The 22400-nt window shown below is 50.5% G+C and carries 24 protein-coding genes; 12 read left to right on the top strand and 12 right to left on the bottom strand.

The window, feature by feature from the left end; genetic code table 11:
• The first annotated feature begins 323 nt into the window (after nucleotides 1–323).
• The 4 genes from RAHAQ2_RS06070 (at nucleotide 324) to RAHAQ2_RS06055 (ending at nucleotide 3456) form a co-directional block, all read left to right on the top strand.
• A complete protein-coding gene (locus RAHAQ2_RS06070; RefSeq protein ID WP_015696391.1) occupies nucleotides 324–665 on the top strand; it encodes a hypothetical protein in 342 nt (113 codons plus the stop codon).
• A gap of 53 nt (nucleotides 666–718) precedes the next feature.
• Nucleotides 719–1603, top strand: coding sequence for a hypothetical protein (locus tag RAHAQ2_RS06065; RefSeq protein WP_015696390.1), 885 nt, complete (start codon nucleotides 719–721; stop codon nucleotides 1601–1603).
• A gap of 79 nt (nucleotides 1604–1682) precedes the next feature.
• Nucleotides 1683–2780, top strand: a complete 1098-nt coding sequence (locus RAHAQ2_RS06060) for a DUF5677 domain-containing protein (protein WP_015696389.1) — start codon at nucleotides 1683–1685, stop codon at nucleotides 2778–2780.
• Nucleotides 2781–3177: 397 nt separating this feature from the next.
• Nucleotides 3178–3456, top strand: a complete 279-nt coding sequence (locus tag RAHAQ2_RS06055; protein WP_015696388.1) for a DUF3761 domain-containing protein — start codon at nucleotides 3178–3180, stop codon at nucleotides 3454–3456.
• A 69-nt stretch (nucleotides 3457–3525) separates the two neighbouring features.
• On the opposite strand, the gene nlpA is transcribed toward RAHAQ2_RS06055, so the two are convergent.
• Entirely contained in the window at nucleotides 3526–4344 is an 819-nt protein-coding gene (gene nlpA, locus RAHAQ2_RS06050) for a lipoprotein NlpA (protein WP_015696387.1), read from the bottom strand.
• A 233-nt stretch (nucleotides 4345–4577) separates the two neighbouring features.
• Here nlpA and RAHAQ2_RS06045 point away from each other — a divergent pair, with 233 nt between their 5' ends.
• Nucleotides 4578–5105, top strand: a complete 528-nt coding sequence (locus RAHAQ2_RS06045; RefSeq protein ID WP_015696386.1) for a GNAT family N-acetyltransferase — start codon at nucleotides 4578–4580, stop codon at nucleotides 5103–5105.
• 43 nt (nucleotides 5106–5148) lie between these two features.
• Here the strand turns inward: RAHAQ2_RS06045 and RAHAQ2_RS06040 are convergent, their stop codons facing one another.
• From RAHAQ2_RS06040 to RAHAQ2_RS06025, 4 genes are read right to left on the bottom strand one after another with little or no spacing between them, the layout of a single operon-like run.
• Nucleotides 5149–6687 (bottom strand): MFS transporter, encoded by a 1539-nt coding sequence (locus RAHAQ2_RS06040; protein WP_015696385.1) that lies wholly within the window; start codon nucleotides 6685–6687, stop codon nucleotides 5149–5151.
• A 40-nt stretch (nucleotides 6688–6727) separates the two neighbouring features.
• A complete protein-coding gene (locus RAHAQ2_RS06035; RefSeq protein WP_015696384.1) occupies nucleotides 6728–7750 on the bottom strand; it encodes a Gfo/Idh/MocA family protein in 1023 nt (340 codons plus the stop codon).
• A 13-nt stretch (nucleotides 7751–7763) separates the two neighbouring features.
• Entirely contained in the window at nucleotides 7764–8831 is a 1068-nt protein-coding gene (locus RAHAQ2_RS06030) for a Gfo/Idh/MocA family protein (RefSeq protein ID WP_015696383.1), read from the bottom strand.
• A gap of 2 nt (nucleotides 8832–8833) precedes the next feature.
• On the bottom strand, nucleotides 8834–10009 hold the full coding sequence (locus RAHAQ2_RS06025) for a Gfo/Idh/MocA family protein (protein WP_015696382.1): 1176 nt from the start codon (nucleotides 10007–10009) through the stop codon (nucleotides 8834–8836).
• 260 nt (nucleotides 10010–10269) lie between these two features.
• On the opposite strand from RAHAQ2_RS06025, the gene RAHAQ2_RS06020 reads away from it, so the two are divergent.
• Complete coding sequence (locus tag RAHAQ2_RS06020) at nucleotides 10270–11331, top strand: LacI family DNA-binding transcriptional regulator (protein WP_015696381.1); 1062 nt, start codon at nucleotides 10270–10272, stop codon at nucleotides 11329–11331.
• A 91-nt stretch (nucleotides 11332–11422) separates the two neighbouring features.
• Nucleotides 11423–12268: a glutathione-dependent disulfide-bond oxidoreductase gene (gene yghU / locus RAHAQ2_RS06015; RefSeq protein WP_015696380.1), complete on the top strand. Its 846-nt coding sequence runs from the start codon at nucleotides 11423–11425 to the stop codon at nucleotides 12266–12268.
• A 52-nt stretch (nucleotides 12269–12320) separates the two neighbouring features.
• Here the strand turns inward: yghU and yghX are convergent, their stop codons facing one another.
• A complete protein-coding gene (yghX, locus tag RAHAQ2_RS06010) occupies nucleotides 12321–13226 on the bottom strand; it encodes a YghX family hydrolase (RefSeq protein ID WP_015696379.1) in 906 nt (301 codons plus the stop codon).
• 152 nt (nucleotides 13227–13378) lie between these two features.
• On the opposite strand from yghX, the gene RAHAQ2_RS06005 reads away from it, so the two are divergent.
• Both RAHAQ2_RS06005 and RAHAQ2_RS06000 read left to right on the top strand, forming a co-directional pair.
• Nucleotides 13379–14383: a WaaS/CpsH family glycosyltransferase gene (locus tag RAHAQ2_RS06005; RefSeq protein WP_015696378.1), complete on the top strand. Its 1005-nt coding sequence runs from the start codon at nucleotides 13379–13381 to the stop codon at nucleotides 14381–14383.
• Between the two features lie 42 nt (nucleotides 14384–14425).
• Entirely contained in the window at nucleotides 14426–14626 is a 201-nt protein-coding gene (locus RAHAQ2_RS06000; protein ID WP_015696377.1) for a DNA polymerase III subunit theta, read from the top strand.
• A gap of 10 nt (nucleotides 14627–14636) precedes the next feature.
• Here RAHAQ2_RS06000 and RAHAQ2_RS05995 read toward each other — a convergent pair whose 3' ends face one another.
• Nucleotides 14637–15518 (bottom strand): LysR substrate-binding domain-containing protein, encoded by an 882-nt coding sequence (locus RAHAQ2_RS05995; RefSeq protein ID WP_015696376.1) that lies wholly within the window; start codon nucleotides 15516–15518, stop codon nucleotides 14637–14639.
• Nucleotides 15519–15623: 105 nt separating this feature from the next.
• Between RAHAQ2_RS05995 and RAHAQ2_RS05990 the strand changes: the two genes are divergently transcribed.
• Genes RAHAQ2_RS05990 through RAHAQ2_RS05980 form a run of 3 tightly spaced genes read left to right on the top strand, consistent with a single transcriptional unit; the run spans nucleotide 15624 to nucleotide 16916 of the window.
• A complete protein-coding gene (locus tag RAHAQ2_RS05990) occupies nucleotides 15624–15947 on the top strand; it encodes a carboxymuconolactone decarboxylase family protein (protein ID WP_015696375.1) in 324 nt (107 codons plus the stop codon).
• A gap of 22 nt (nucleotides 15948–15969) precedes the next feature.
• A complete protein-coding gene (locus tag RAHAQ2_RS05985) occupies nucleotides 15970–16374 on the top strand; it encodes a tautomerase family protein (protein WP_015696374.1) in 405 nt (134 codons plus the stop codon).
• The gene (locus tag RAHAQ2_RS05980; RefSeq protein ID WP_015696373.1) at nucleotides 16374–16916 is read left to right on the top strand and encodes a DUF4865 family protein; all 543 of its coding nucleotides are present in this window, start codon (nucleotides 16374–16376) and stop codon (nucleotides 16914–16916) included. The genes RAHAQ2_RS05985 and RAHAQ2_RS05980 overlap by 1 nt, the downstream gene beginning before the upstream one ends.
• A 5-nt stretch (nucleotides 16917–16921) precedes the next feature.
• Here the strand turns inward: RAHAQ2_RS05980 and flhA are convergent, their stop codons facing one another.
• From flhA to hypB, 5 genes are all read right to left on the bottom strand, one after another.
• Complete coding sequence (gene flhA / locus RAHAQ2_RS05975) at nucleotides 16922–19009, bottom strand: formate hydrogenlyase transcriptional activator FlhA (RefSeq protein WP_414811652.1); 2088 nt, start codon at nucleotides 19007–19009, stop codon at nucleotides 16922–16924.
• Nucleotides 19010–19128: 119 nt separating this feature from the next.
• Complete coding sequence (gene hypE, locus RAHAQ2_RS05970; protein WP_015696371.1) at nucleotides 19129–20151, bottom strand: hydrogenase expression/formation protein HypE; 1023 nt, start codon at nucleotides 20149–20151, stop codon at nucleotides 19129–19131.
• On the bottom strand, nucleotides 20144–21316 hold the full coding sequence (gene hypD / locus RAHAQ2_RS05965) for a hydrogenase formation protein HypD (protein WP_015696370.1): 1173 nt from the start codon (nucleotides 21314–21316) through the stop codon (nucleotides 20144–20146). The genes hypE and hypD overlap by 8 nt, the downstream gene beginning before the upstream one ends.
• Nucleotides 21316–21594, bottom strand: coding sequence for a HypC/HybG/HupF family hydrogenase formation chaperone (gene hypC / locus RAHAQ2_RS05960; protein WP_015696369.1), 279 nt, complete (start codon nucleotides 21592–21594; stop codon nucleotides 21316–21318). The genes hypD and hypC overlap by 1 nt, the downstream gene beginning before the upstream one ends.
• Complete coding sequence (gene hypB, locus RAHAQ2_RS05955; RefSeq protein ID WP_015696368.1) at nucleotides 21585–22394, bottom strand: hydrogenase nickel incorporation protein HypB; 810 nt, start codon at nucleotides 22392–22394, stop codon at nucleotides 21585–21587. Before hypB ends, hypC begins: the two co-directional genes overlap by 10 nt.
• Nucleotides 22395–22400: the final 6 nt, after the last annotated feature.

Here is a 22400-nt window from a genome sequence, read left to right as displayed (position 1 = left end):
AAATCATTGATTTTATCAAAATGTGTGGTGCATTCTTACTGCATGCTTTTGCATTTTAAAATGAGTATTTTTCAAAACCCTCCAAGCCTGTACTGGCGCGCTCTGAGCACGTCCATGCATATGCATTAAAAGCAATATGAAAAGCGGGCAGGCGTGGCGGGGATAGCATTGCGCGCGAGCGCAAATATAATTAAATTATTGCCAGAGAGATATGTATGATCTGCTTCTCTGTGCATAAGGGATTTCGGTTAGTCATTCACTCTGCTTTGGACAATTAATCTCAAGTACAGGCTGAATTTAAACTTTGAAGGGAAATAAGACAAATGTCTCGATGGGCTATTTTCGATAAAATTGGTGAGAAAATCATTGAGTTACTGAATAAAATGTCAGGTATTTCAACCATGCTAGCTGCATTATTCGCCACAGTCATCATAGGTGCCAAAAAGAACATAATGCACCCGATGCTATATATTATGATATTAGCCTCATTGCTCTTAACAATAATTACCTTCCGTGGATATCTGCGAGGAATTACAAGTATAATATCAAAAGATGAATTCTATGGAAATTCTAAAAAGTGGATTGCATTTTCCTATTTAACTGCGGGATTAATGTCTTTCATTCCATATGCGGCAATAATAGTAATAACTCACTCTCTGTTATAAATAACAGACTAAGCATTACAAATCTAAAAAATAACCATACTAAGGAAGTTTTTATGTTTGATGACTTAATTAAGACTGTAAAATCACAATTATACGACAGAGTTACAAGTCCTCTTTTTAGCTGTTTTTTTATCTCTTGGGTCGGTTGGAACTATAAATTTATTTTAGTATTACTTTCCGGAATTAAAATTGAAGAAAAATTCAAATACATTGACTTAAATATCTACACCAGCGCCTATGATATAGCCTTACATGGGATATTTTATCCTTTACTAACAGCGTTATTTGTTATTTATATATACCCATACCCAGCAAAGTACACATATTCCTTCTATAGGAGACGTCAAGTCGAATTAAAAGAAATACAACAGCAAATTGATGATGACACACCATTGACTAAAGAAGAAGCCAAAAAAATAAGGTCTGACGCTTTCATTTTAAATATTGAATTCGAAAAAGAGATCGAAAAACTTCGTGATGAAAATATATCCTTAAGAGCATTATTAAAACAAAAAGGCACTCCTGAAGCATCTGAGGCAGTCAATGAGGACGTTAAAAAAACAGAAGGATCATCTCGTAATGATGAGGAAGATGACAGGAGATACATTCCAATATTCGATAAGAATGATAAAGACTCTCAGGCTAAAAAGTTATTAGTAACAGGTCAAGATTTTGTAAAACAGTCAATGGAAAACTTCATTAGTCAGGAAGAAATATTTAACGGCCATAGTTTTATGGTCAATCTTAAAGAAGATGAACTGATAATAACCCTGTTATCTAGAAACAACGGAAGAGGAAAATCCTTTAAGTATAAAATAACTATTCCGGATGGGCGTGGTAATAATTATGAGTATGCAAGAATAAGTTCTAACTTTAAAGAAGATTTTCTAGACTTTATAAATAAATATGGTGAAAAAATTAATTTAGAAAATGAATAAATCTGAAATTCAGTAATGGGGAGTGCATGTTTATTTCCATTACCACTCTATTAACACCTAACTTATAAGGAAATTTTTCATGAGTGTTATCCAAGAAGCTAGTTTGAACTTTGATTTTGAAGAGATAATTTTAAATGTCGCAACACAGATCTCTGAAGAAAGCGGAAAATCTATAACGGAAATTTTAGACCAGTTTGTTAAAAACATATCACCAATAGCTGACAGTGTGGCCAAAATTTATAAAGATGGCTTAGAAAATAACAAAAATGAGCATATAAATTATGAAAAAGAGTTAATCTCAGAGTTCGAAGAACGCTTGTATGAAGTATGGAAGTCTCCCTTAGATAGATTTAATCTGTTAATTGTTATGTGTCGAGAGTTAGGGGCGAGCGTTAACAATGATTTCCGAAGCGAAGAATTTGAAGAAAAAACATATAAGTTAGAAGTATTAACACGAATGCAAGCTCATGCTATTCATATATCATGTGAAATATTACACCTCCTTAAAGGAGGTTATGCCGACGGAGCAATGGCTCGTTGGCGATCCTTACATGAATGCGCAGTAATTAGTAAAATTATAAACGAGTCATCAGATGAAATTGCAGAGAAGTATTACTACCATAAACATATTGATGATTATAAATTCTCTCTTTCGTATTCTGAACACTCAGAGTCATTAGGTTTTGAATCAATTGATAATAAATCCTTGGAGATTATTTCAAACAAACATGATGAGTTAGTAAAAAAATATGGTACTCACTATGCTAATGACTACGGATGGGCGGTTGATGTAATTGGAAAGAAAAAAGTCAACTTTTACGATCTAGAAGCTTTCTCAGGCTTGGGATACCTTCGCCCTTATTATAAGTTTTCAAGTATAAGAGTACATCTTGGCTCGAAGAGTCTTGATTATAAACTTAGCCTTTCTTTAAGCGAAGAGTTCGGAGAAGAAGAACTTTTAATGGCAGGGCCTTCTAATGAAGGGCTAATAGAGCCAATGCAGTGTTCGGCATTATCACTCATTGACGTAACATTAATGTCATTAGTAGCCAGCAAAAGTGTAAATAGTTTGATATTCTCTAAAATATTAGAGTTATGGAATTTAGATCTACAAAATGAATTACTTGATTCGGAACAAATTCTTCGAATGAGAGGACAGACATCTCAGGGGGAGTAGCCAAATTGTTTCCCATTTTCAGAGGGTTTAGAAAGGGATAACATCCTTGAATTTGAAAATGGGTACAATGGTGGGTACATAAATCAAAATTAAAAATAAAGACAAGCAAAAACAATAACTTAAAATTTAGTGCGATTCCTGTAGGGGACACCATTTTTACCATTCATTTCCACTCGTCCTGCTCTGCCCAACCTGAGTAATATCCCCATCCGGAGCTTTCCGGCACACAATTTTCTGCGTGCAAACATTCTCCGTTAATGATTTCCCCGTGCTTATTACCCCGTTCAGTAAGACGATTAACTACTGTTCAAATATCAGCATTGTCTATGTGGGTATCAGGAGTATTCTCCTCACCAATCATTCGGGTCATACAACCACAACAGGGAAAAGTGCAATCATGCGCTTACTGGGATTTGTTCTTTTTGCAGTGGCCCTTTTATGCAACACGGCAGTGGCCAGACAGCATACGCAGCCTTCGTCGCAGGATAGTGAACTCATTGAGCAAGGCGATTACACCAACTCAGACGGGCAGGAAATTCACCGTCCGGCGCATACCAAATCAGGCAAAGCGCCCGATGGCGCATCGGCTCAGTGCAGGGATGGAACATACAGTTTCAGTACGCATCGCCGGGGAACATGTTCAGGACACGGCGGGGTGGCGGCCTGGCTGAACTGAATAAAAAAGCCCACGGTTAAGTGGGCGATTCAGGATGATCAGCAGGTTAAATTGTCCGGTTTAAACCGATCACCAGCCCGGTACCGCGCCGCCGTTAAAGATTTTCTCCGCCGCTTTCGCCACTTCCGGCGACTGATACGATTTCAGAAACTCCTGCACATTTTCTGCATCTTTATTGTCCGGACGCGAAACCAGAATATTCACGTATGGCGAATTTTTATCTTCGATAAACACGCTGTCATGCACCGGCGATAGCCCGGTTTGCTGGATATAAGTCGTGCTGATGATCGCCACATCGACTTTCGGGTCATCCAGCACACGCGGTAACTGCGCGCCTTCCAGCTCCATAATATTCAGATGATGCGGGTTTGCGGCGATATCCAGCGCCGTCGGCAGCAGGCCCTTACCTTCTTTCAGGGTGATAAGCTTCTCTTTTTGCAGCAGCAAAAGCGCCCGGCCTAAATTGGTCGGATCGTTGGGGATCGCCACCGTCGCGCCGTCTTTCAGCTGATCCACGGTTTTGATTTTTTTCGAGTAACCCGCCATCGGGAACACAAAAGTATTGCCGACCGCCACCAGATGATAGCCGTGGGCTTTGTTGTCCTGATCGAGGAACGGACGGTGCTGGAAAACATTCGCATCCAGATCGCCATGCTCGGTTGCGTCATTCGGCAATAATGAGCCGCTGAAACCGACCAGTTCGACGTCCAGACCGTATTTATCCTTCGCGACCTTTTTCGCCACTTCCGCCACATCCTGCTCTGCGCCATTAATCACGCCGACTTTGATATGTTTGGCATCACCACTTTTTTGATCACAACCCGCCAGCAGTAATCCCGCCAGCAATACCACAGCACCCGTGCGTAAATGAGATAACGTCAGTTTCACTTTTTTTCCTTAAAAAATAACCGCTAATGCGTAATGAAAATGACTATAACAGCAGGATGGTCGCGGTTTAAAAAACCAATAAAGCATCGCTAAGAAGAAAAAAGCATATAGCTAACCCGCTTAAGTGCGGCTAACCAGAGCTTTTCCTTATATCCGTCATAAAAAGTTTGCTCTCCCTGAGGCATTTGGGAAAGAGTAGGCGGGAGAGAAATCACTGATGAGAACCTGCAAGAATGGAAATTATTGAAGCAGAAGAGCAGCATATTCCCGCGATACAGAAAATTTATGCCTGGCATGTTCTCCATGGAACCGCCTCGTTCGAGACGCAGCCACCGGAAGAACGCGAGATGGCGGGCCGTCTGAAAAAGATTAAAGCAGCTGGTTTACTCTGGCTGGTGGTTTTGCATGAGGGCGAAGTGAAGGGATATTGCTATCTGGGCCATTATCGCGAACGCTATGCGTACCGCCACACGCTGGAGGATTCTATCTATATTGATCCTGCGTTTCAGAAACGCGGCGCGGGGAAAGCACTGCTGCGACGGGCGATAGACTGGGCAGAAACCCACGGCTATCGGCAACTGATCGGTAACGTCGGTGACAGCGAAAATAAAGCCTCCATTGGCTTACATCTCGCCGCTGGTTTTCAGATGAAAGGCACCCTGCATAGCGTTGGATTTAAGCATGGCCGCTGGCTGGACACCGTGTTTATGCAGCTCGCGCTGGGTGACGGAAACCAGACCCTGCCTGCGCAGGATCACTGACAGGAAATACCTGCGGGCCCGGTTGCTGCCCGCAGGTTACGGATTACTCAATCGCTAACTTTTCCCTCGTGGTTTTACGTGTCGCGCTTCCGCCCCAGACTTCGTTGTATTCGTAACCGGTCAGATCTTTAATCACCTTACGCGCGGTTTCATCACAGTCTTCCTGAGCACCACCCAGCTTCAGACGCGCCGTTTCTTTGATCAGAATTTTGTGCGTATCCCGCGTCAGTTTGAATTTGAACGTCATATAGAAACTGATCGCCAGCAACGCGCCAGTGGCGAAGATCATCAGGCCGATGATGGCGTGTAAGGCGCTGAGTGGCTGAGCGCCCTGCCCTTTCACAAATCCACTTTCTTCCAGCACCAGCCCAATCACCATAATGGCTATCGCGACGGTACTTTTACGGGTAAACACCATCACACCGGCAAAGATCCCCTCGCGGCGTTTTTTGGTAACGATCTCGTCGATGTCCGGAATAAAGCTGTAAATATTCCACGGGATATAATAAAGCCCTGAACGACCGAAACCTAAGACAACAAATAGGGAGGTAAAGAGAATTAATGGCACTGAGGTTTTAGTGATGTAAATATAAAACAGAACGGCCAGCACAAAAAATATGCATCCATAGGCTATGCGCAGCGCAGCCGATGGCGAAAGGTTCAGACGTTCCATCACCATCATATAAACAATCGTCGATGGCACCGAAACAAAGGCCGCAACGCTTAAATAACCGGAAACCGATCCCACATCCTGATTCAGGCCATAAACCACATAATAAGTAAACACAGCTCCGAATACGTCCATCGCGGTGAAGGAAGCAATATAAATAATAATGTGCTGGCGGAACATGCGGATATTAAAGGATGAGATAAAATCTAAAACCAGACTTTTCAGATGATGCCACAGGCTGCCGCCGGTTTCCATTTCCGGTTCCGGCTCATTCGGATCCCGCACGTCTTTGGCTTCCCAGGTACACAGCCATGTGGTGAAGACTGCGATACAAAATACCGTGGCGAAGAAGATGCCAGTATAAGTATACGTCATCGGATTATCTTTACCGGTATACATCATGATCACGCCCGGCACAGAGACCGCCAGAAAACCGCCGAGCTGCGAGCAGATCATACGCACACCGGCAAGACGGGTACGTTCGCCGAAGCGGTTGGTCATCTCTGCGGCCAGCGTTTCCCATGGCACCAGCACCATCGCCGAGAGTAATTCAATCGACAAATACGTGCCAAGATAATACCAGTAGCCCATGTCCTTTACCCAGACCAGCGCATACAGGAACATCAGCGGCGAACTGATCAGCAGGAAAAACCGTCGGCGGCCAAACCGTTTTCCGAGCCATGTATTGCCGAAGTGATCGGTGATATAACCCATGATCGGACTTAATATGGCGTCAATCACACGGGCAATTGCGAAAATAGATCCCGCTTCTAAAACGGTTAATCCGCAATACACGGTATAGAAGAATAAAAGCCAGGTACCGATAACAGCGAATGCACCGCCGCCAAATAAATCAGTTACGCCATAGCCTATAGCTGTGCCGTAACCCACTCTGCGTTCAGTAGGTTTCATTATTATTATCCTGTGAATGTAGGGTTATTATTAAAATTATTTAATCAGCCAGTGTGATCCATTCCCCGGATTGTGAAGAGCGGTAAATCGCCCCGACAATATTCAGGGAAACTTCGGCTTGTGAAACAGAGATATAATTTTTTTCTTCAGGATGACGAACAGAATAATAGAAATTCGAGACTGCCTGACGATGGCTGTCGCCCCAGTAGCTTTTGGTTGCTCCTGACGGGCTGCCATCGCTGACCAGCAGTGTTTTATTTTCTCCTTCAATCAGCCACAGCGCGTTGTGATGCAACTGCAACACTCCTTTCTGACAATGAATTTCCAGCAGCAACGGCGAATCGGTGCTGTGGCAGTTTGTTGCGTAAAACAATCCGCGCGCGCCGTTGCCCATTTTCAGGCTGGCCATTGCGGTGTCTTCATTTTCAGTCAGATCACTGAGAAACGTTCTTTCCACCACGCCTTTCAGCGCGAGAACACCGCCGCCAAACCACTGCATTAAATCCAGCGTATGTATCGCCTGGTTGATCAGCAGGCTGCCGCCTTCGGTGGAAAAACGCCCGCGCCACAGGCTTTCGCTGTAATAAGCACCGCTGCGTGACCAGGTCAGAACGGCTTTGATGCTCAGCATGTTGCCCAGTTGTCCGCTTTCCAGCAGCGTTTTAATTTTCTGACTGGAAGGGTTCAGGCGGTTCTGGTAGCACACGCCCGTCAGCCCCGCCGCCTGTGACGCCGCGAGTTTAATGGCATTCGCTTCGCCGATATTCAGCGCGAGCGGTTTCTCGGTAAAAACATGCTTTCCCGCCGCCAGCGCGGCGAGAATAGCCTCTTTGTGCAGATGATGCGGCAGACAGATATGCACCACATCAATCTGCGGATCACACAACATTTCGTGATAATCCGTATAAAAATCACAGCCATATTCCTGCGCCAGCGCCCGGCCTTTGCCAATATCGCACTCAGCAATCGCCCGTAACTGACAGTCCGGTTCATGCCGGATCGCCGCCACATGGCAGGTATGGATAGATCCGCAACCGATCACCGCAACCTGAAGTGTTTTCATCTTCTGCTCCCGTTTAGTGGGTTCCGTTTGCCAGCATCTGCGCGCGGACGCACAACTCGGCGGCTTTAAACGCATGGTCCTGGGTCATGGCGTATTCGGTGCGGTTCAGGCAGTCCAGGATCAGCTGACCAAAGAACGGAAAGCCGACGTTGCCGGAAACCGGATAACGGAACTCACCATGCTGATTCACCAGATACACCACATCCTGCTCACCGCGCGTGAGATCGACATATTTGCGGATCTCGATATAACCTTCGGTGCCGAGCAGCGTCAGACGACCATCGCCCCAGGTGCTCAGCCCTTCCGGCGTGAACCAGTCGCAGCGGAAATACCCACGGGCACCGTTTTCGCCTTCCAGCATCGTGTCACCAAAATCTTCGAAACGCGGATATTGCGGGTGATTGAAATTAAGGGCCTGAGCCGCCACAACACGTGCATCATGGTTGCCGGTATAGAACAGGAATTGTTCTATCTGATGGCTGCCGATATCACACAAAATGCCGCCGAAACGCTCTCTCTCGTAGAACCAGTCCGGACGCCCTTCGCCCTCCCGGTGCGGGCCGGTACCAAGGGTCTGGATCACGCGTCCGATGGCTCCTTCCTGCACCAGTTGCCCGGCAAAAACAGCGCTTTCCACATGCAGGCGTTCGCTGTAATACACGGCATATTTGCGCCCGGTTTCGGCCACTCTGGCCTTTGCTTGCGCCAGTTGCTCCAGCGTGGTCAGCGGCGCTTTGTCGGTGAAATAATCTTTCCCGGCCGCCATCACTTTCAGCCCCAGCGCGCAGCGTTCGGACGGAATGCCCGCACCGGCGACCAGTTGTACTGCCTGGTCATCAAGAACAGTCTGCAGGGAGTCAGCGACCTTAACCTGCGGATACTGCGCCACGAATTTCTCTACTTTTGCCGGATCCGCATCGTAAACCCATTTCAGGCTGGCCCCCGCCTCGATCAACCCGTTACACATGCCGTAGATATGCCCGTGATCCAATGCTGCGGCAGCAATCACGAATTCACCGGGTTTCACTACCGGCTGCGGTTTGCCCACCGGCGCGTAGTTCATTCCGTCTTTATTGCTCATGTTCAGGCTCCTTTATCCATGTTTTTGCCGAGCGGGATCGCGTCTTCATTGGCGAAGTTTTCCACCGATGCGGATTTTTCATAAAAGTGTGGTGCCTGCGAAACCAGCCCGCCGGTCTGATAAAACGCATCTTCCGGCGACAACGGCAGTGACACTATGCTGCGGGTGATAGCGGATTTATAAATTGCGGCGATCAGTTCCAGCGAACGCTTACCCTGAATGCCATCGATCAACGGCGCGCTGCCGGTTTCCAGTGCCGTCAGAAAATTGTCAATCTGACCGGTATGCAGGGTATAAGTGAGTTTTGGGATCGACTGATAAATGTCTTCAAGCTGGTTTTCACGATCCGTATCTCGTGCATCAATCGGAAAACCGTTCGGCGCAGAAATGCTGGCGAATTTGTCCCATGGGGCGGAAATTCGCGCTTTCTCGCCCTGGATGACAATTTTCTGATCTTCGCCATGATGCACCACCGATGCCGTCAGCTGGGTCAGTGCGCCGGTGTCGTATTTGAAAATGGCCGCCGAGAGATCTTCCACTTCAGCATTATCGTGCGCGGCATTGGTGATCATCGAGACCACTTCTGAGGGGAAACCGAGCATCCACTGAATGGCGTCAATGTGGTGAACGGCATGATTGAGCGTGCAGCCACCCGCCTCTTTTTCCCAGGTGCCGCGCCACCACAAATCGTAATAGGAATGGCCGCGCCACCAGAAAGAATCCACCTGCGCGTGGCACACCTTGCCGGTTTCGCCGGAATCGAGCACTTTTTTCAGCCGCCAGAACGCGTCGGTAAAACGGTTTTGCGCAATAATTGAAAGCGTTTTGCCGCTCTCTTTTGCAGCACTTATCATGGCATCGCATTCCTGTAACGATGCTGCCATAGGTTTTTCGCACAACACATGTTTGCCCGCATTCAGGGCATTAATGGAAATTTCGGCATGGACATACGGCGGCGTACAAACGTCAACAATATCGATATACGCGTCATGGAGAATGTCGTGATGGCTGGCATAAACCTTTGCATGCGTGAGGCCGTAATGCCGTTTTTTCTCTTCGGCCTTTTCAGGATAAATATCGACCAGTGCCACAATCTGGCAACGGTCTGCAAACTCTAAATATCCCTGAATATGGTTATGCGAAATATTACCCGTTCCAATAATAGCTATTTTCAGCATTATCTTACTCCTCGTTTTAAACCGAACGGTGTGCGTCACCTTGCTGAATTTATTAAAAATTCAGTGTGACGAAATACAGTTTTTATTCTTCAGCGCTGTTATTGAGGAGAGTAGTAACGGCTTTTTTTTCCAACAACCGCTATTTGTGACAGGAATTGCAGTGTGGCCGGTGAGTTTTGTTATGATGGGGAATAGCTCATTAATTACAATCAGTTAACCGTGGCAATAAGTCCATCTTCTTATGAGGCGTTGATCACAAAATGACGGGAAAATTAAAAATCAGGCAAATAGCAGAGTTAACCGGGCTATCTCCAAGCACCGTTTCCCGTGTGCTGGCAGGGAAAGCAAATGTCAGCCCGCAGGCAAAAGAAAAAGTATTTACCCATGCGCGAAATATGGGTATTTTGCGCGACATTCCTGCCAGTCGTCTGTTAATGAATTCTCTGTTAATTTGCGCGCCTCCGGCGGCTTTTTCTCCGTATGAAGATCTCTACTATTATGAAGTAATTCAGCAAATAACGGCGGAAGTGGCGCGCTTCGATATTCATATCCGCAAATGTGCGCTTGAGGTGAATGATCCGGATATTGCCGTCTTTATGCAGGCGCTGCATCAGTCGGATGCCGACGGGATCATCATCATCGGTATTGATGACGTGATGCTTTATCGCCTGGCCGCAGAATCCAATAAGCCGGTGGTGATGGTCAATGCCAAAGACCGTGAAATGCGCCTCGATTGCGTATCCGCAGACCATTATTCCCTGGGCTACAGCGCGGCAAATTTCCTGTTTCTCAAGGGCCATCGCCCGGTTTTACTGTTCACCGATCTGCGCCGTGAAACCATGATGCAGCGGCTGGACGGCTTTAAACGTGCCTGCCTGGAACATCACATCGTTTTCGACGAAGCCACGCATTTGCTGATAAATCACGGCAATGGTAAAGAACTGGCGCGGGAAAGTTTTGAAAAATACCTGCGCGAACATACGCATGAATCGCTGCCGTCGGCGATTATTTGCGGCAGTACGCCCATTGCCCACGCCACCCTGGAAGCCCTGACGGCGCGCGGCCTTCAGGTGCCGGAAGATATTTCGCTGATCAGCATGGATTTCGAGCATGACCTGAAAACCCTCACGCCGATGAACTTTACGTCCATGCTTTTACCCTGCCGCGAGCTGGGCAGTGAGGCCGTGTATATTCTGCAAAGCCGCCTGACACGGGCCACCGGCGCGAAATTTAATCTGCTGTTACAGGGAAAAATTCACACCGGCCAGTCGGTGGCCGATGTGAAATGGAAGCGCAAAGGGTTGTATCACACTGCCAGCTAGCCGCCCGCCAAGGGCACATTCTCAGCGTCGCCATTGATTATCTCCTGCTAAACTTTTGGGTCTTAACTCAAAAAAAGATGCGGAGATTGCAATGTCAGAACAGTATCAGCCCCCTGAAGTCTGGACCTGGAATAAAGATGAAGTCAGCAAGTTCTCGAACATCAACCGCCCGATAGCGGGCCCGACGCACGAAAAAACGCTGCCGGTGGGTAAACACCCGCTTCAGCTTTATTCCCTTGGCACGCCGAACGGCCAGAAAGTGACGATCCTGCTGGAAGAGTTACTGGCGCTGGGCATCAGCGGTGCGGAATACGATGCATTTATTATCCGCATCAACGAAGGCGATCAGTTCTCCAGCGGCTTTGTTGACGTTAACCCGAACTCGAAAATCCCGGCATTGCTGGACAACTCCACTACACCGCCGGTGCGCGTATTTGAATCCGGCAACATCCTGCTCTATCTGGCGGAAAAATTTGGCCAATTCCTGCCCAAAGACCTCGCCGGTCGCACCGAAACCCTGAACTGGTTGTTCTGGCTGCAAGGTTCCGCGCCGTATCTTGGCGGCGGTTTCGGCCATTTCTACCATTACGCACCGGTTAAAATCGAATACGCCATTAACCGCTTTACCATGGAAGCCAAACGCCAGCTCGACGTATTAGACCGTCAGCTTGCTGAGCACCGTTTTATTGCCGGTGAAGAATACACCATTGCCGATATCGCCATTTTCACCTGGTACGGCAGCCTGGCGCAGGGCGGTCTGTACGAGTCGGCCAAATTCCTCGACATCGAATCCTATAAGCACTTCCAGCGCTGGGCGGCTGAAGTGGCAAACCGTCCGGCAGTCAAACGCGGACGCATTGTCAATCGTACCTGGGGTGATGAACAGCTGGAAGAGCGCCATGATGCCGCGGATTTCGATGGCATTCTGAAATCCTGACGGGCGGCTGAAAAACAAAAAGGGCAGGATTTTGCGATCCTGCCCTTTTCTTTTATGCGCTTTCTGTCTGCGGCCCGAGGTACTTTTTAAACCAGGCAAGGGTTCTTTCCCACGCTAAATCCGCCGCCGCTTTGTCATAACGCGGCGTCGAATCGTTATGAAACCCGTGATTCACGCCGGGGTAAATATGCGCTTCATAAACTTTATTATTGGCCTTCAGCGCCGCTTCATATGCAGGCCAGCCTTCGGTAATCGGCTTATCCAGTTCAGCATAATGCAACAATAACGGCGCTTTGATGTGCGGCACATCTTCCGCTTTCGGCTGGCGTCCGTAGAACGGCACGGCGGCCGCCAGTTCCGGGTAAGCCACCGCAGCCGCATTCGCCACGCCACCACCGTAACAGAAACCGGTGATGCCGACTTTGCCGGTGCCGGTCTCGTGGTGCATCAGAAATTCCACCGCTGCAAAAAAGTCGTTCATCAGTTTGGTTGGATCGACTTGTTTTTGCAGCTCGCGCCCTTTCTCATCATTGCCCGGATAACCGCCGACCGAACTCAGTCCGTCCGGCGCCAGCGCGACAAATCCGGCTTTTGCCACCCGCCGTGCGACATCTTCGATATACGGATTCAGTCCGCGATTTTCATGCACCACCACCACGCCAGGCACTTTGCCGGTCACTTTGGCCGGACGCACCAGATAGCCCTTCACGCTGCCGTGCCCCTGCGGCGACGGATACTGAATGTATTGCGCCACAATATCCGGATCGGTGAAGGGTACCTGTTCGGCGTAGGCATAATTTGGCGTCATCAGCGTCGTCAGCGCAGCCAGCGACAATCCGCCCGCCACAAACTTCGCCGAGAGATCAAGAAACTCACGTTTGGTCATTTTGCCGTGCACGTAAAAATCAAAATATTCGAGGAGTTCAGGCGGGAAATCTTTCGCTGTCATTCGGGTCATCTTCAGGCTCCGTTCCGGACAAGTGAAGGTTAAATAATGGCCTGTTTTTGCCGATTTTGTAAGCCGGTGGTGAAATCGGGTCGTCGTCATCGAAGGGAGCAAAACTTTTTGGCCGCCGGGAATGCTAAACTGCGGGGCAAAAGGGAGGAGCAATGGCAAACAAACTTTCGGCACAGACAAAAATACATTTCATCGAGTGGAACTCAGAATACGAAAGGATGATGACGTCGACACTCAAAAACGAATTTAATGTGCATGCAATCTATAACGTTAAACAGCATTTCAAATCACTGCATGCATTACTGCCAGGAAAGTGTCTCAGACACTGGCATCAGAAACTTCAGATTGCCATCAAGTTCCGCCATGTACGGGAAAACGATGTCATCATTTGTAACGGCTACAGTGCTTTTCTGATACTGGATTTACTTTCCCTTCTCAAATGCAAAAAAATACTCGTCTTGCGTGACTCCGTGGCTGCGCTGACATCAAAAAGACGTCGTCTGAAATTGCTTTCTGAAGACGAAAACTATCTGGACAGAGTCCGTTCTACTTTTGACGTCATTTACAGCTTCGATCCGGAAGATTGTAAGCAATATCATCTTTCGTACGTGAACCAGTTTTTACCTTTCACCCGTAGTGAAATTGCTCACCAGCCCTCTGACACCCGCCATACCGCTGAGTCCGGATCCTGCTTTTATGTGGGCGGCTACGACGATGACCGCGCTGCGCTTATTGAGAATTTGGCGCCGCTGTTGCTGGAAAGTCACTGTCAGCCAGATTTTTATCTGGTAGGCGGTGGCGCACAAAACCCACGTTATCCCCGCTTCTGCATCAATGAAAAACTGACCTATCAGCAGAATATTGAAAAGCTGATGAATTCGGATATCGTTCTGGAAATTAACAAACCGGGCCAGCGTGGTTTAACTTTACGCGCACTCGAAGCCATGGCTTTTAATAAAAAACTGATTACCAATAATGGATCAATTAAAGAACATGCTTTTTATAGCCCGGAGAGGGTTTTTATCTGGGGCGAAGATGATCCCACGACTCTTGCCCGTTTTATTTCAACCGCTCATCAAAAAGTCGACATTGCCCTGCTGGAAAAATACTGTGCAGACGGCATGTTAAGGACATTGGTCGGGAGTGAGTTAACATAACCCTCCCCTTCCGGAGCAACTGAACATATCCAAGGAGACACCATGAACAAAACTCTCGCAGGTCTGAGTAAAGAAGAAATGGATAAAGTGAGCGCCGGTCTGGCCGCCGGAACGGTGGCGGTGCGTGAACGCAATAATCTGCCGGTGAATGCAGATGAAGTGGAAATGGAGCAGCCGGAGCATCTGCGCGCCTATTTTCGCGAGCGTCTGGAACACTACCGCCAGCAACCGGCTAAAAAATAATCACAGCGACTCAGTGCCGCGGCGTGAAGAAGCTGATAATCGCCTCTCTCAGGCTGGCGGCCGCCTCGCCAGGGGGCGTCAGGCTTTGATGAAGGCTGATCCCCACCTCACCCGGCGCGGGCAATTCATTCAATATTCGTACTACGGCGGGTTTACCGAAATCTGTGCGCACGGTGATGCCTAATCCCGCCGACATTGCCGCCCAGATCCCGCTCAGACTGCGGCTGGTGAAGGCTATCCGCCAGGCAATACCGGCATTATCCAGCGCCGTCGTCGCAGCGTTACGCATCAGGCACGGCGCTTCGAACACCAGTAAAGGCACCGGTTCGCCGGTTTCCTGATAATGCTTCAGGTCGAAATTTTCAGGGCCAATCCAGCGCAGCGGTATACGCCCGAGCGACCGGCTCGACGGGAAAAGTGGCGTTTCATCGGCCTGCCAGCACACCGCCAGATCAAACTCGTTATGGCGGATCCCGTCCAGCAGTTGCTGATTGCGGGTAATGCTGGCGGAAACCTGCACCTGCGGATGCGCGCGGGTGAATGTGCCAAGAATGGCCGGTAACAGGGTTTCGCCGAAATCCTCCTGCATTCCCAGATTCAGGCTGCCACTCAGCGCGCTGGCAAGCAGCACGGCGCTGGCCTCATCATTCAGGCTGAGGATCCGCCGCGCATAACTCAGCATCACTTCGCCGCGTCCGGTCAGGCTCAGGTGCCGTCCGGATTTCTGCACCAGCTCCGTGCCCGCCTGTTGTTCCAGCTTTTTCAGCTGTGCGCTGACGGCAGACGTTGAGCGCCCCAGCCGGTCAGCGGCCAGCACAAAACTCCCCAGCTCAATGCCGGTAACAAAACTGCGCAAGGCTTCTGAATCAAAAGTGACCGGTCTTTTCGCCATGCTTAATCATCCTGTTTTTATGGATTAACACTGCTGATATTTTCGATATTCAGGATAATCATAACCTCTTATGCTCCTTTTCACACCGACAAAAAGGAGCCTGATATGAGCACGACCTCTTCCCAAACGCAGACACTGGATAGCATGTCGCGTCTGACGCCCAAATTTGCAGAACTGACGGAACAGGTGCTGTTCGGCGATCTGTGGAAACGAAACGAACTGCCTGCGCGTGACCGCAGCCTGATCACTGTTGCCGCACTGATTGCCCTCAGTCGCGTTGAACAACTGCCTTTTCATCTGGATCTGGCGGTCAGCAACGGTGTCACGCATGCCGAGCTTGCGGAAGTGATCACCCATCTGGCGTTTTATGCCGGATGGCCCGCCGCCGCGTCTGCCCTGACCCGCTTCGCCGCTCTCAATGGTCAGTAACCAGTAACCGGAGGAACTGACAATGCCTTTTACCCGAATATCTTTACCTGCTCACCGCGCGGATGCCTGGCAGGACGCCATTTCAGCCATATTGCAGGAAGCGCTGGTTGATCACTTTTCCGTGCCCAAAGAGGATTGTTTTCAGTTATTCGAACCGGCAGGCCGCCGCCAGCGGGTGATCAGTCCGACCTATTTAGCTGGCGAAAATGACCGGCGTTCAGACGATTTTTTGCTGTTTCACATTACGGCGGGGAAACCGCGTAACAGCTACCAGAAACAGCAACTGTTCCGGCATCTGGCCGAAAAGCTACACCTCACGCTGGGCATTTCTCAGGCTGATGTGATGGTGGTGGTCAGTTTTACCCGGCCGGAAGACTGGTCGTTCAGTTACGGCGAAATGTTCAGAATTCCACAGGGAGCCGCCTGATGATTGCCATGCAATACAGTTTTACGCTGCCCGCAGATTACGACATGGGCATTATTGAAAAGCGCATTGCCGATAACGGATATCGGACGGATGGCTTTGCGGGGCTTATTTTCAAAACGTATCTCTATTCCCGACGTGACTGCCCGCAAACCGGCAGTGCAGAAAATATCTACGCGCCGTTTTATTTGTGGCAGGACGTGTCAGGCATGAACCGGTTCATTTCAGGAGCGGGTTTTCAGGGCGTCGCCAACGCCTTCGGCTGGCCGCAGATCCGGGTTTATCCTGTGCTGTCAGCAAGAATGAGTGATGATGTCGCACAAGCGGTTTACGCCAAAAGAGAGATAACGGACATCGCACCGTTCAGTGATCTTGCGCCATTACCTGAAGAAACCGTAAATGACAGACTGATCGACGTCACCGCCTGGGACACGACAAACTGGAAGAAAATACATTTTACGGCGGGGAGAAACCCGCTGGCAGGCGGCGGGCAGCATTACCGCATCGGCCATATTTCATTGTCCGGTGCGGTAAAAGCAGTCTGATTCGGTTAATGCGCGGCAATACCCAGTTTCTTCATTCTCGATAACAGCGTCGTGCGTTTTAACCCCAGACGTTGCGCCGCACCACGCGGACCGGCGACCACGCCGTTGGTCTCCTTAAGTACCTGAAGAATATGTTCGCGCTCGTCTTCCTCACTCAAATGCGGAGCGGGCGCACTATCAGGTGCGGGCGTCATCCTCTCCGGCTGAGACACCGGCAACGGATAATTGAGTTCAGGAAGTTGTAAATCCAGCACCGTTCCGCGGGTCAGCAGCACAGCGCGTTCAATAACATTTTCAAGCTCGCGCACGTTACCCGGCCACGGCATCCGGCTTAATAAACGCAAGGTCTCGGCGGGAATACTGTCGATGGTGCGTTTCATGCGTTTGGCGATTTTATAGGTCAGGAATTTCACCAGTTGCGGAATGTCTTCAGGGCGTTCACGCAACGGCGGGATGACTATCGGGAACACATTCAGCCGGTAATACAGGTCACTGCGAAATTCTTTATCCTCCACCATCTGACGTAAATCGCGGTTAGTTGCCGCTATCATCCGTACATCCACCGAAATCAGTTTATTGCCACCAACGCGCTCGAACTCCTGCTCCTGCAAAATGCGCAGCAGCTTCGGTTGCAGTTCAATGGGGATTTCACCCACTTCATCGAGAAATAACGTGCCTTTGTCAGCCAGTTCGAAGCGGCCCATCCGTTGCGCGGTGGCACCGGTAAACGAACCTTTTTCATGGCCGAACAAATCACTTTCCATCAATCCGGCAGGCATGGCTGCGCAGTTCATTTTCACCATGCGCTGGTCACGGCGATCACCCAGATTATGGATCGCACGGGCAATCAGCTCTTTCCCGGTGCCGGTTTCACCGAGGATCAGCACCGAACAGTCGCTTTTCGCCACGATCTCAACCTGTTTCAGTACCGCCGACATGCTGGAACTGCGCCCGACAATGTCGCTGAAATCCGGGTTATTGCTGTTGATCTGCTCGGTGAGATACAGGTTTTCGTGTTGCAGCTTTTCCTTCAGGCTCTTAATTTCCTGATAGGCCAGCGCGTTATCCACGGCAATCGCAATGCGTTCGGCGATCTGTTGCAACACCCGCAGGTTAGCGGAATTGAAGTTATCCGGCTGGCACTGTGCCAGTTTCAGAACACCCAGCGTTTTATGACCAAAGCGTAACGGCAGAATGCACAGAGTTTTGGTCTGATCGCGCCATAAAAGCTGGAACAGCGTGCTTTCATCACCATCCGGCTCTCCGGCAGGACGCACGTTGGTCAGCAGCATTTCGCCGGATTTCATCACCTGCTGTTCCAGTGAACCGTCGAGCGTCATGCGTGACTGTTCACGCTCGGCGACGTGCGTCTGTACGTAATGTGTCGCGTAAACACTGGCCTGTTCGCTGTCTTTATCGGCATCACACAACACAATGCTGATGGCGTTGATGTGGAAGAAATGGTGAATAGTTTTGGCAATTTCGCCGGTCAGTTCGTCAAGATCCAGTTTGGACAGCACGGCGTTGGTGATATCCACCAGAATACGGAAATCATCACGCTCGTGGCGCAGCAGGGATTGCTGAAGCAAGGCGTTTTCACGTAGCTGGATCTGTTCGACCGCAATGGCAGCCAGCGTGCAAAGCTCATACAGACCGTTCCTGTCTTCCTCACTGAACGGCGTCGCATGCTGACGGGTAAACTCGCAGCCGCCCAGCAAGCCGGAAGAAGCCAGCAAAGGCACCAGACAATAATCGGTAAACGCCGGATACAGGTTCAGCGCCGCCAGTTGCGGATAGCGCAGATGCAGCGCTTCACTGCGCCAGACCTGCGTTTTCGGATTGCTCAGCAGCGCATGCACCGGGCCCGTCGCCAGCAGCGTTTCATCTTCGTAACTGACCGGCTGATGGTGGGGATCGATACCATAAAAACTGACGCGTTCGCTGTTATTGTCGAACAATACGAGTGTCACGGCCTCCGCAATACCGGCAGTCTGAATCACCTGAGTCAGGGTTTCCAGCAGCGATGTCATGGTCTGTTGCAGCAGCAATGTGCGCGTCAGTTCCAGTAATCCTTTGTGTTTTGTGGTGCTCATTGTTGCACTCTGCATAGCGTTGGCTCTGGATAACGTGGTTTTTTGGAAACAAGCTTTCTGAAAATCGGAAAGCAGGGAAAAGTCTACCCCTTTCGACGCAGCCAGCCCCCCTGACGAGATCAACAAATGCGAGGTAAGGGCTCTGCATGGGGCAACATTAGCTGGCGGGAAATCCCCAGCGCGCCGCGCAGACACACCTGCGGATTTACCGTCACCTCGCCGATAGTCGCCGCATCGGCCCCCAGCGGGTGGCTGCGTAACAGATTCAGTACTTTTTCTTCGGCCTGTGCAGAAACCACCACCACCAGTTTGCCTTCATTAGCAAAATTCAGCGGTTCAAGTCCCAGTAATTCGCAGATCCCGCGCACTGCCGGTTTAACCGGCAACGCAGTTTCGTCGATGCTGATCCCAAAACCACTGGCGGCGCTGAATTCATGCAAAATCGCATTCACCCCGCCGCGCGTGGCATCGCGTACAGCATGGACACCGGCCAGCGGCCGCAGTGGTGCGATCATCGGGGCCAGCACCGCACAGTCACTTTCCACCCCCAGATCCATCCCCAGATTTTCACGCAGATTCAGGATCGCCGCACCGTGATCGCCGAGCGTCCCGCTGACGATCACTTTATCGCCCGCTTTTATCGTACCGGCAGCCCAGTTCACGGCTGTGGGGATCACGCCGATCCCGGCAGTATTAATAAAGATTTTGTCAGCGGCCCCGCGCTGCACGACTTTGGTGTCGCCGGTCACAATGGCGATGCCCGCAGTGTGTGCGGTCTGCGCCATGGCGCTGACTATTTTCTGTAAATCATCCAGCGCCAGCCCCTCTTCGAGAATAAAACCGCAGGAAAGATAGGCGGGTGTTGCACCGCAGACCGCCAGATCGTTTGCCGTGCCGCACACCGCCAGCTTGCCGATATTGCCGCCGGGGAAAAAAATAGGGTCAATAACGTAACTGTCTGTGGTAAACGCCAGCCGGTCGCCCTGTGCGCTCAGGCTGGCAAGTGATAACCGTGCGCCGTCTTCCCGTTCGTTAAGCCAGGGGTTATCAAATGCGCTGAGAAACAGGTGTTCGATCATCTGCTGCATGGCGCGGCCGCCGCTGCCATGCGCCATGGTGACGACTTCTTTGCGATCACTCATCCTGGCTTACCTTCTGTTGTTTATGCTTGTACTGCGGTGTATCCGCCATTGCCGTTTCCTGATGCCGGTACTGATACCACGCCGCGCACGCGCCTTCGGAAGACACCATCAGCGCACCAAACGCATTATGTGGCGTGCAGCCGGTGCCAAACAGCGGGCACTCATGCGGCTTGCAGCGCCCGGTCAGCACTTCACCGCAACGGGAGCGGGGATCGTCCGCCACCGGTTGTGCCTGCGGGTTAAAGCGTCGCTCTGCATCAAACGGGGCATACGCGGGCATCAGGGAAATCCCTGAGGCTTCAATTACCCCCAGACCACGCCACTCGCTGCTGCCGGCAAGCGTAAACACCTCGCGCATCGCTTCCTGTGCCAGCAGGTTACCCTCTTCCGGCACCACACGGCGGTACTGGTTTTCGGTTTTACACGATGCATCGCAAACTTGTTCCACCAGCATCAGCACGCTTTGCAGCATATCGAGTGGCTCAAAGCCGCTTATCACCAGCGGCTTGCCGAACTCTTCATTGATGAAATGATAAGGCGCGGTCCCCGTGACCATACTGACGTGACCGGGTGCCAGAAAAGCGTCAATCCGCACATCATCCTGCGAGAGCAGGCTGCGTAAGGTCGGCATCAGGCTGATGTGCTGACAAAATACGCTGAAATTGCTCAGGCGTTCGCGCCGTGCCTGTTGCAGCGTGACGGCGGTAACCGGCAGCGTGGTTTCAAAACCGAGGGCGAAAAACACCACCTGACGGGCCGGGTTTTCACGCGCCAGTTTCAGCGTATCCAGCGGGGAATAGACCACGCGCACATCGGCACCGCGTTCGCGCGCCTGCAACAGCGAGCCTTGTTTACCGGGCACGCGCAGCGCGTCGCCAAAGGTGCAGAAAATCACGTCGGGATGGGCGGCAATTTCGCAACAGGCATCAATACGCCCCATCGGTAACACGCACACCGGACACCCCGGCCCGTGGATAAATTCCAGTTGCGGTGGCAGCAGTTTATCCAGCCCGAATTTGAAAATGGCATGCGTGTGGCCGCCGCACACTTCCATAATCTGCATAGGCTTTTCAGCAGTATAAGGCAGCAATGCCGCCCGCTGATGCAGCCGTTCAATCAGCGTTTTCGCTAGTTTTGGATCACGAAATTCATCAACAAAACGCATTATCGTGCCTCTCCCGCACCGAGAAACAGGGCGACATCGGCTTCCACTTCTTCCATCGCGTGCAGCGCGGCCAGCGTTTCCTGTGCTTCCTGCTCATCGAGTTTGCTCAATGCAAAGCCGACGTGGATTAACACCCAGCCGCCGATCAGCGATTGTGGCTGGCCGTCACACACCAGCGCAATATTCACTTCGCGGCGCAGACCACAGACTTCCGCCCAGGCGTGATCGGGCTGCTGTTCATGCAGCGCGACAATTTGTCCCGGAATGCCTATGCACATCGTTGCTGCTCCAGCCAGGCCAGCCACCGATCCATGCCTTCGCCGGTGGTGGCTGAAAGCCGGATCACCTCAATCTGCGGATTCACCTGCCGCGCGTTGGCAATGCAGGCTTCGACGTCAAAACTGACATACGGCAGCAGATCGATTTTGTTGAGGATCATCAGACGGGAAGCCGCGAACATATGCGGATATTTCAGCGGCTTGTCCTCGCCTTCCGTAACCGACAGCACCGCCACTTTGTGCAATTCGCCAAGATCAAAACTGGCCGGACACACCAGATTGCCGACATTTTCAATAAACAGCAGGCTGTTATTGTTTGGCGACAACTGATGCAGCGCATCGTGAACCATTTGCGCGTCCAGATGGCAGCCTTTACCGGTATTCACCTGGATCGCCGGTACGCCGGTGGCGCGGATACGATCGGCATCGCGAGTGGTTTGCTGGTCACCCTCTATCACCGCGCAGTCGAAATACGGTGCCAGTCGGGTCAGGGTGCTGGTCAGCAGCGTCGTTTTACCGGAGCCGGGGCTGGACACCAGATTCAGTGCCAGAATGCCCGCTGCCGCAAAATGCTCGCGGTTGTGGGCGGCGATATGGTTATTCTTCGCCAGCACGTCCATTTCGATGTCCACCAGACGTCGCGGCGCAAACGGCAAACCGTGGCTGTGATCGTGTGAATGTTCGTGATCGTGTGAATGACTGTGATCATGCGAATGATCGTGGGAATGATGATGAGCGTGTTCAGCGCTGACGCCTTCGATACGAAGTTCGCCGCTGGCACAACCGCAGGTACTGCACATAGCTTT

The organism is Rahnella aquatilis CIP 78.65 = ATCC 33071 (assembly GCF_000241955.1).
GTDB classification, from domain to species: domain Bacteria; phylum Pseudomonadota; class Gammaproteobacteria; order Enterobacterales; family Enterobacteriaceae; genus Rahnella; species Rahnella aquatilis.
The sequence above is the reverse complement of the archived record's forward strand: the minus strand, read 5'-3'. Positions and strand labels throughout refer to the sequence as shown.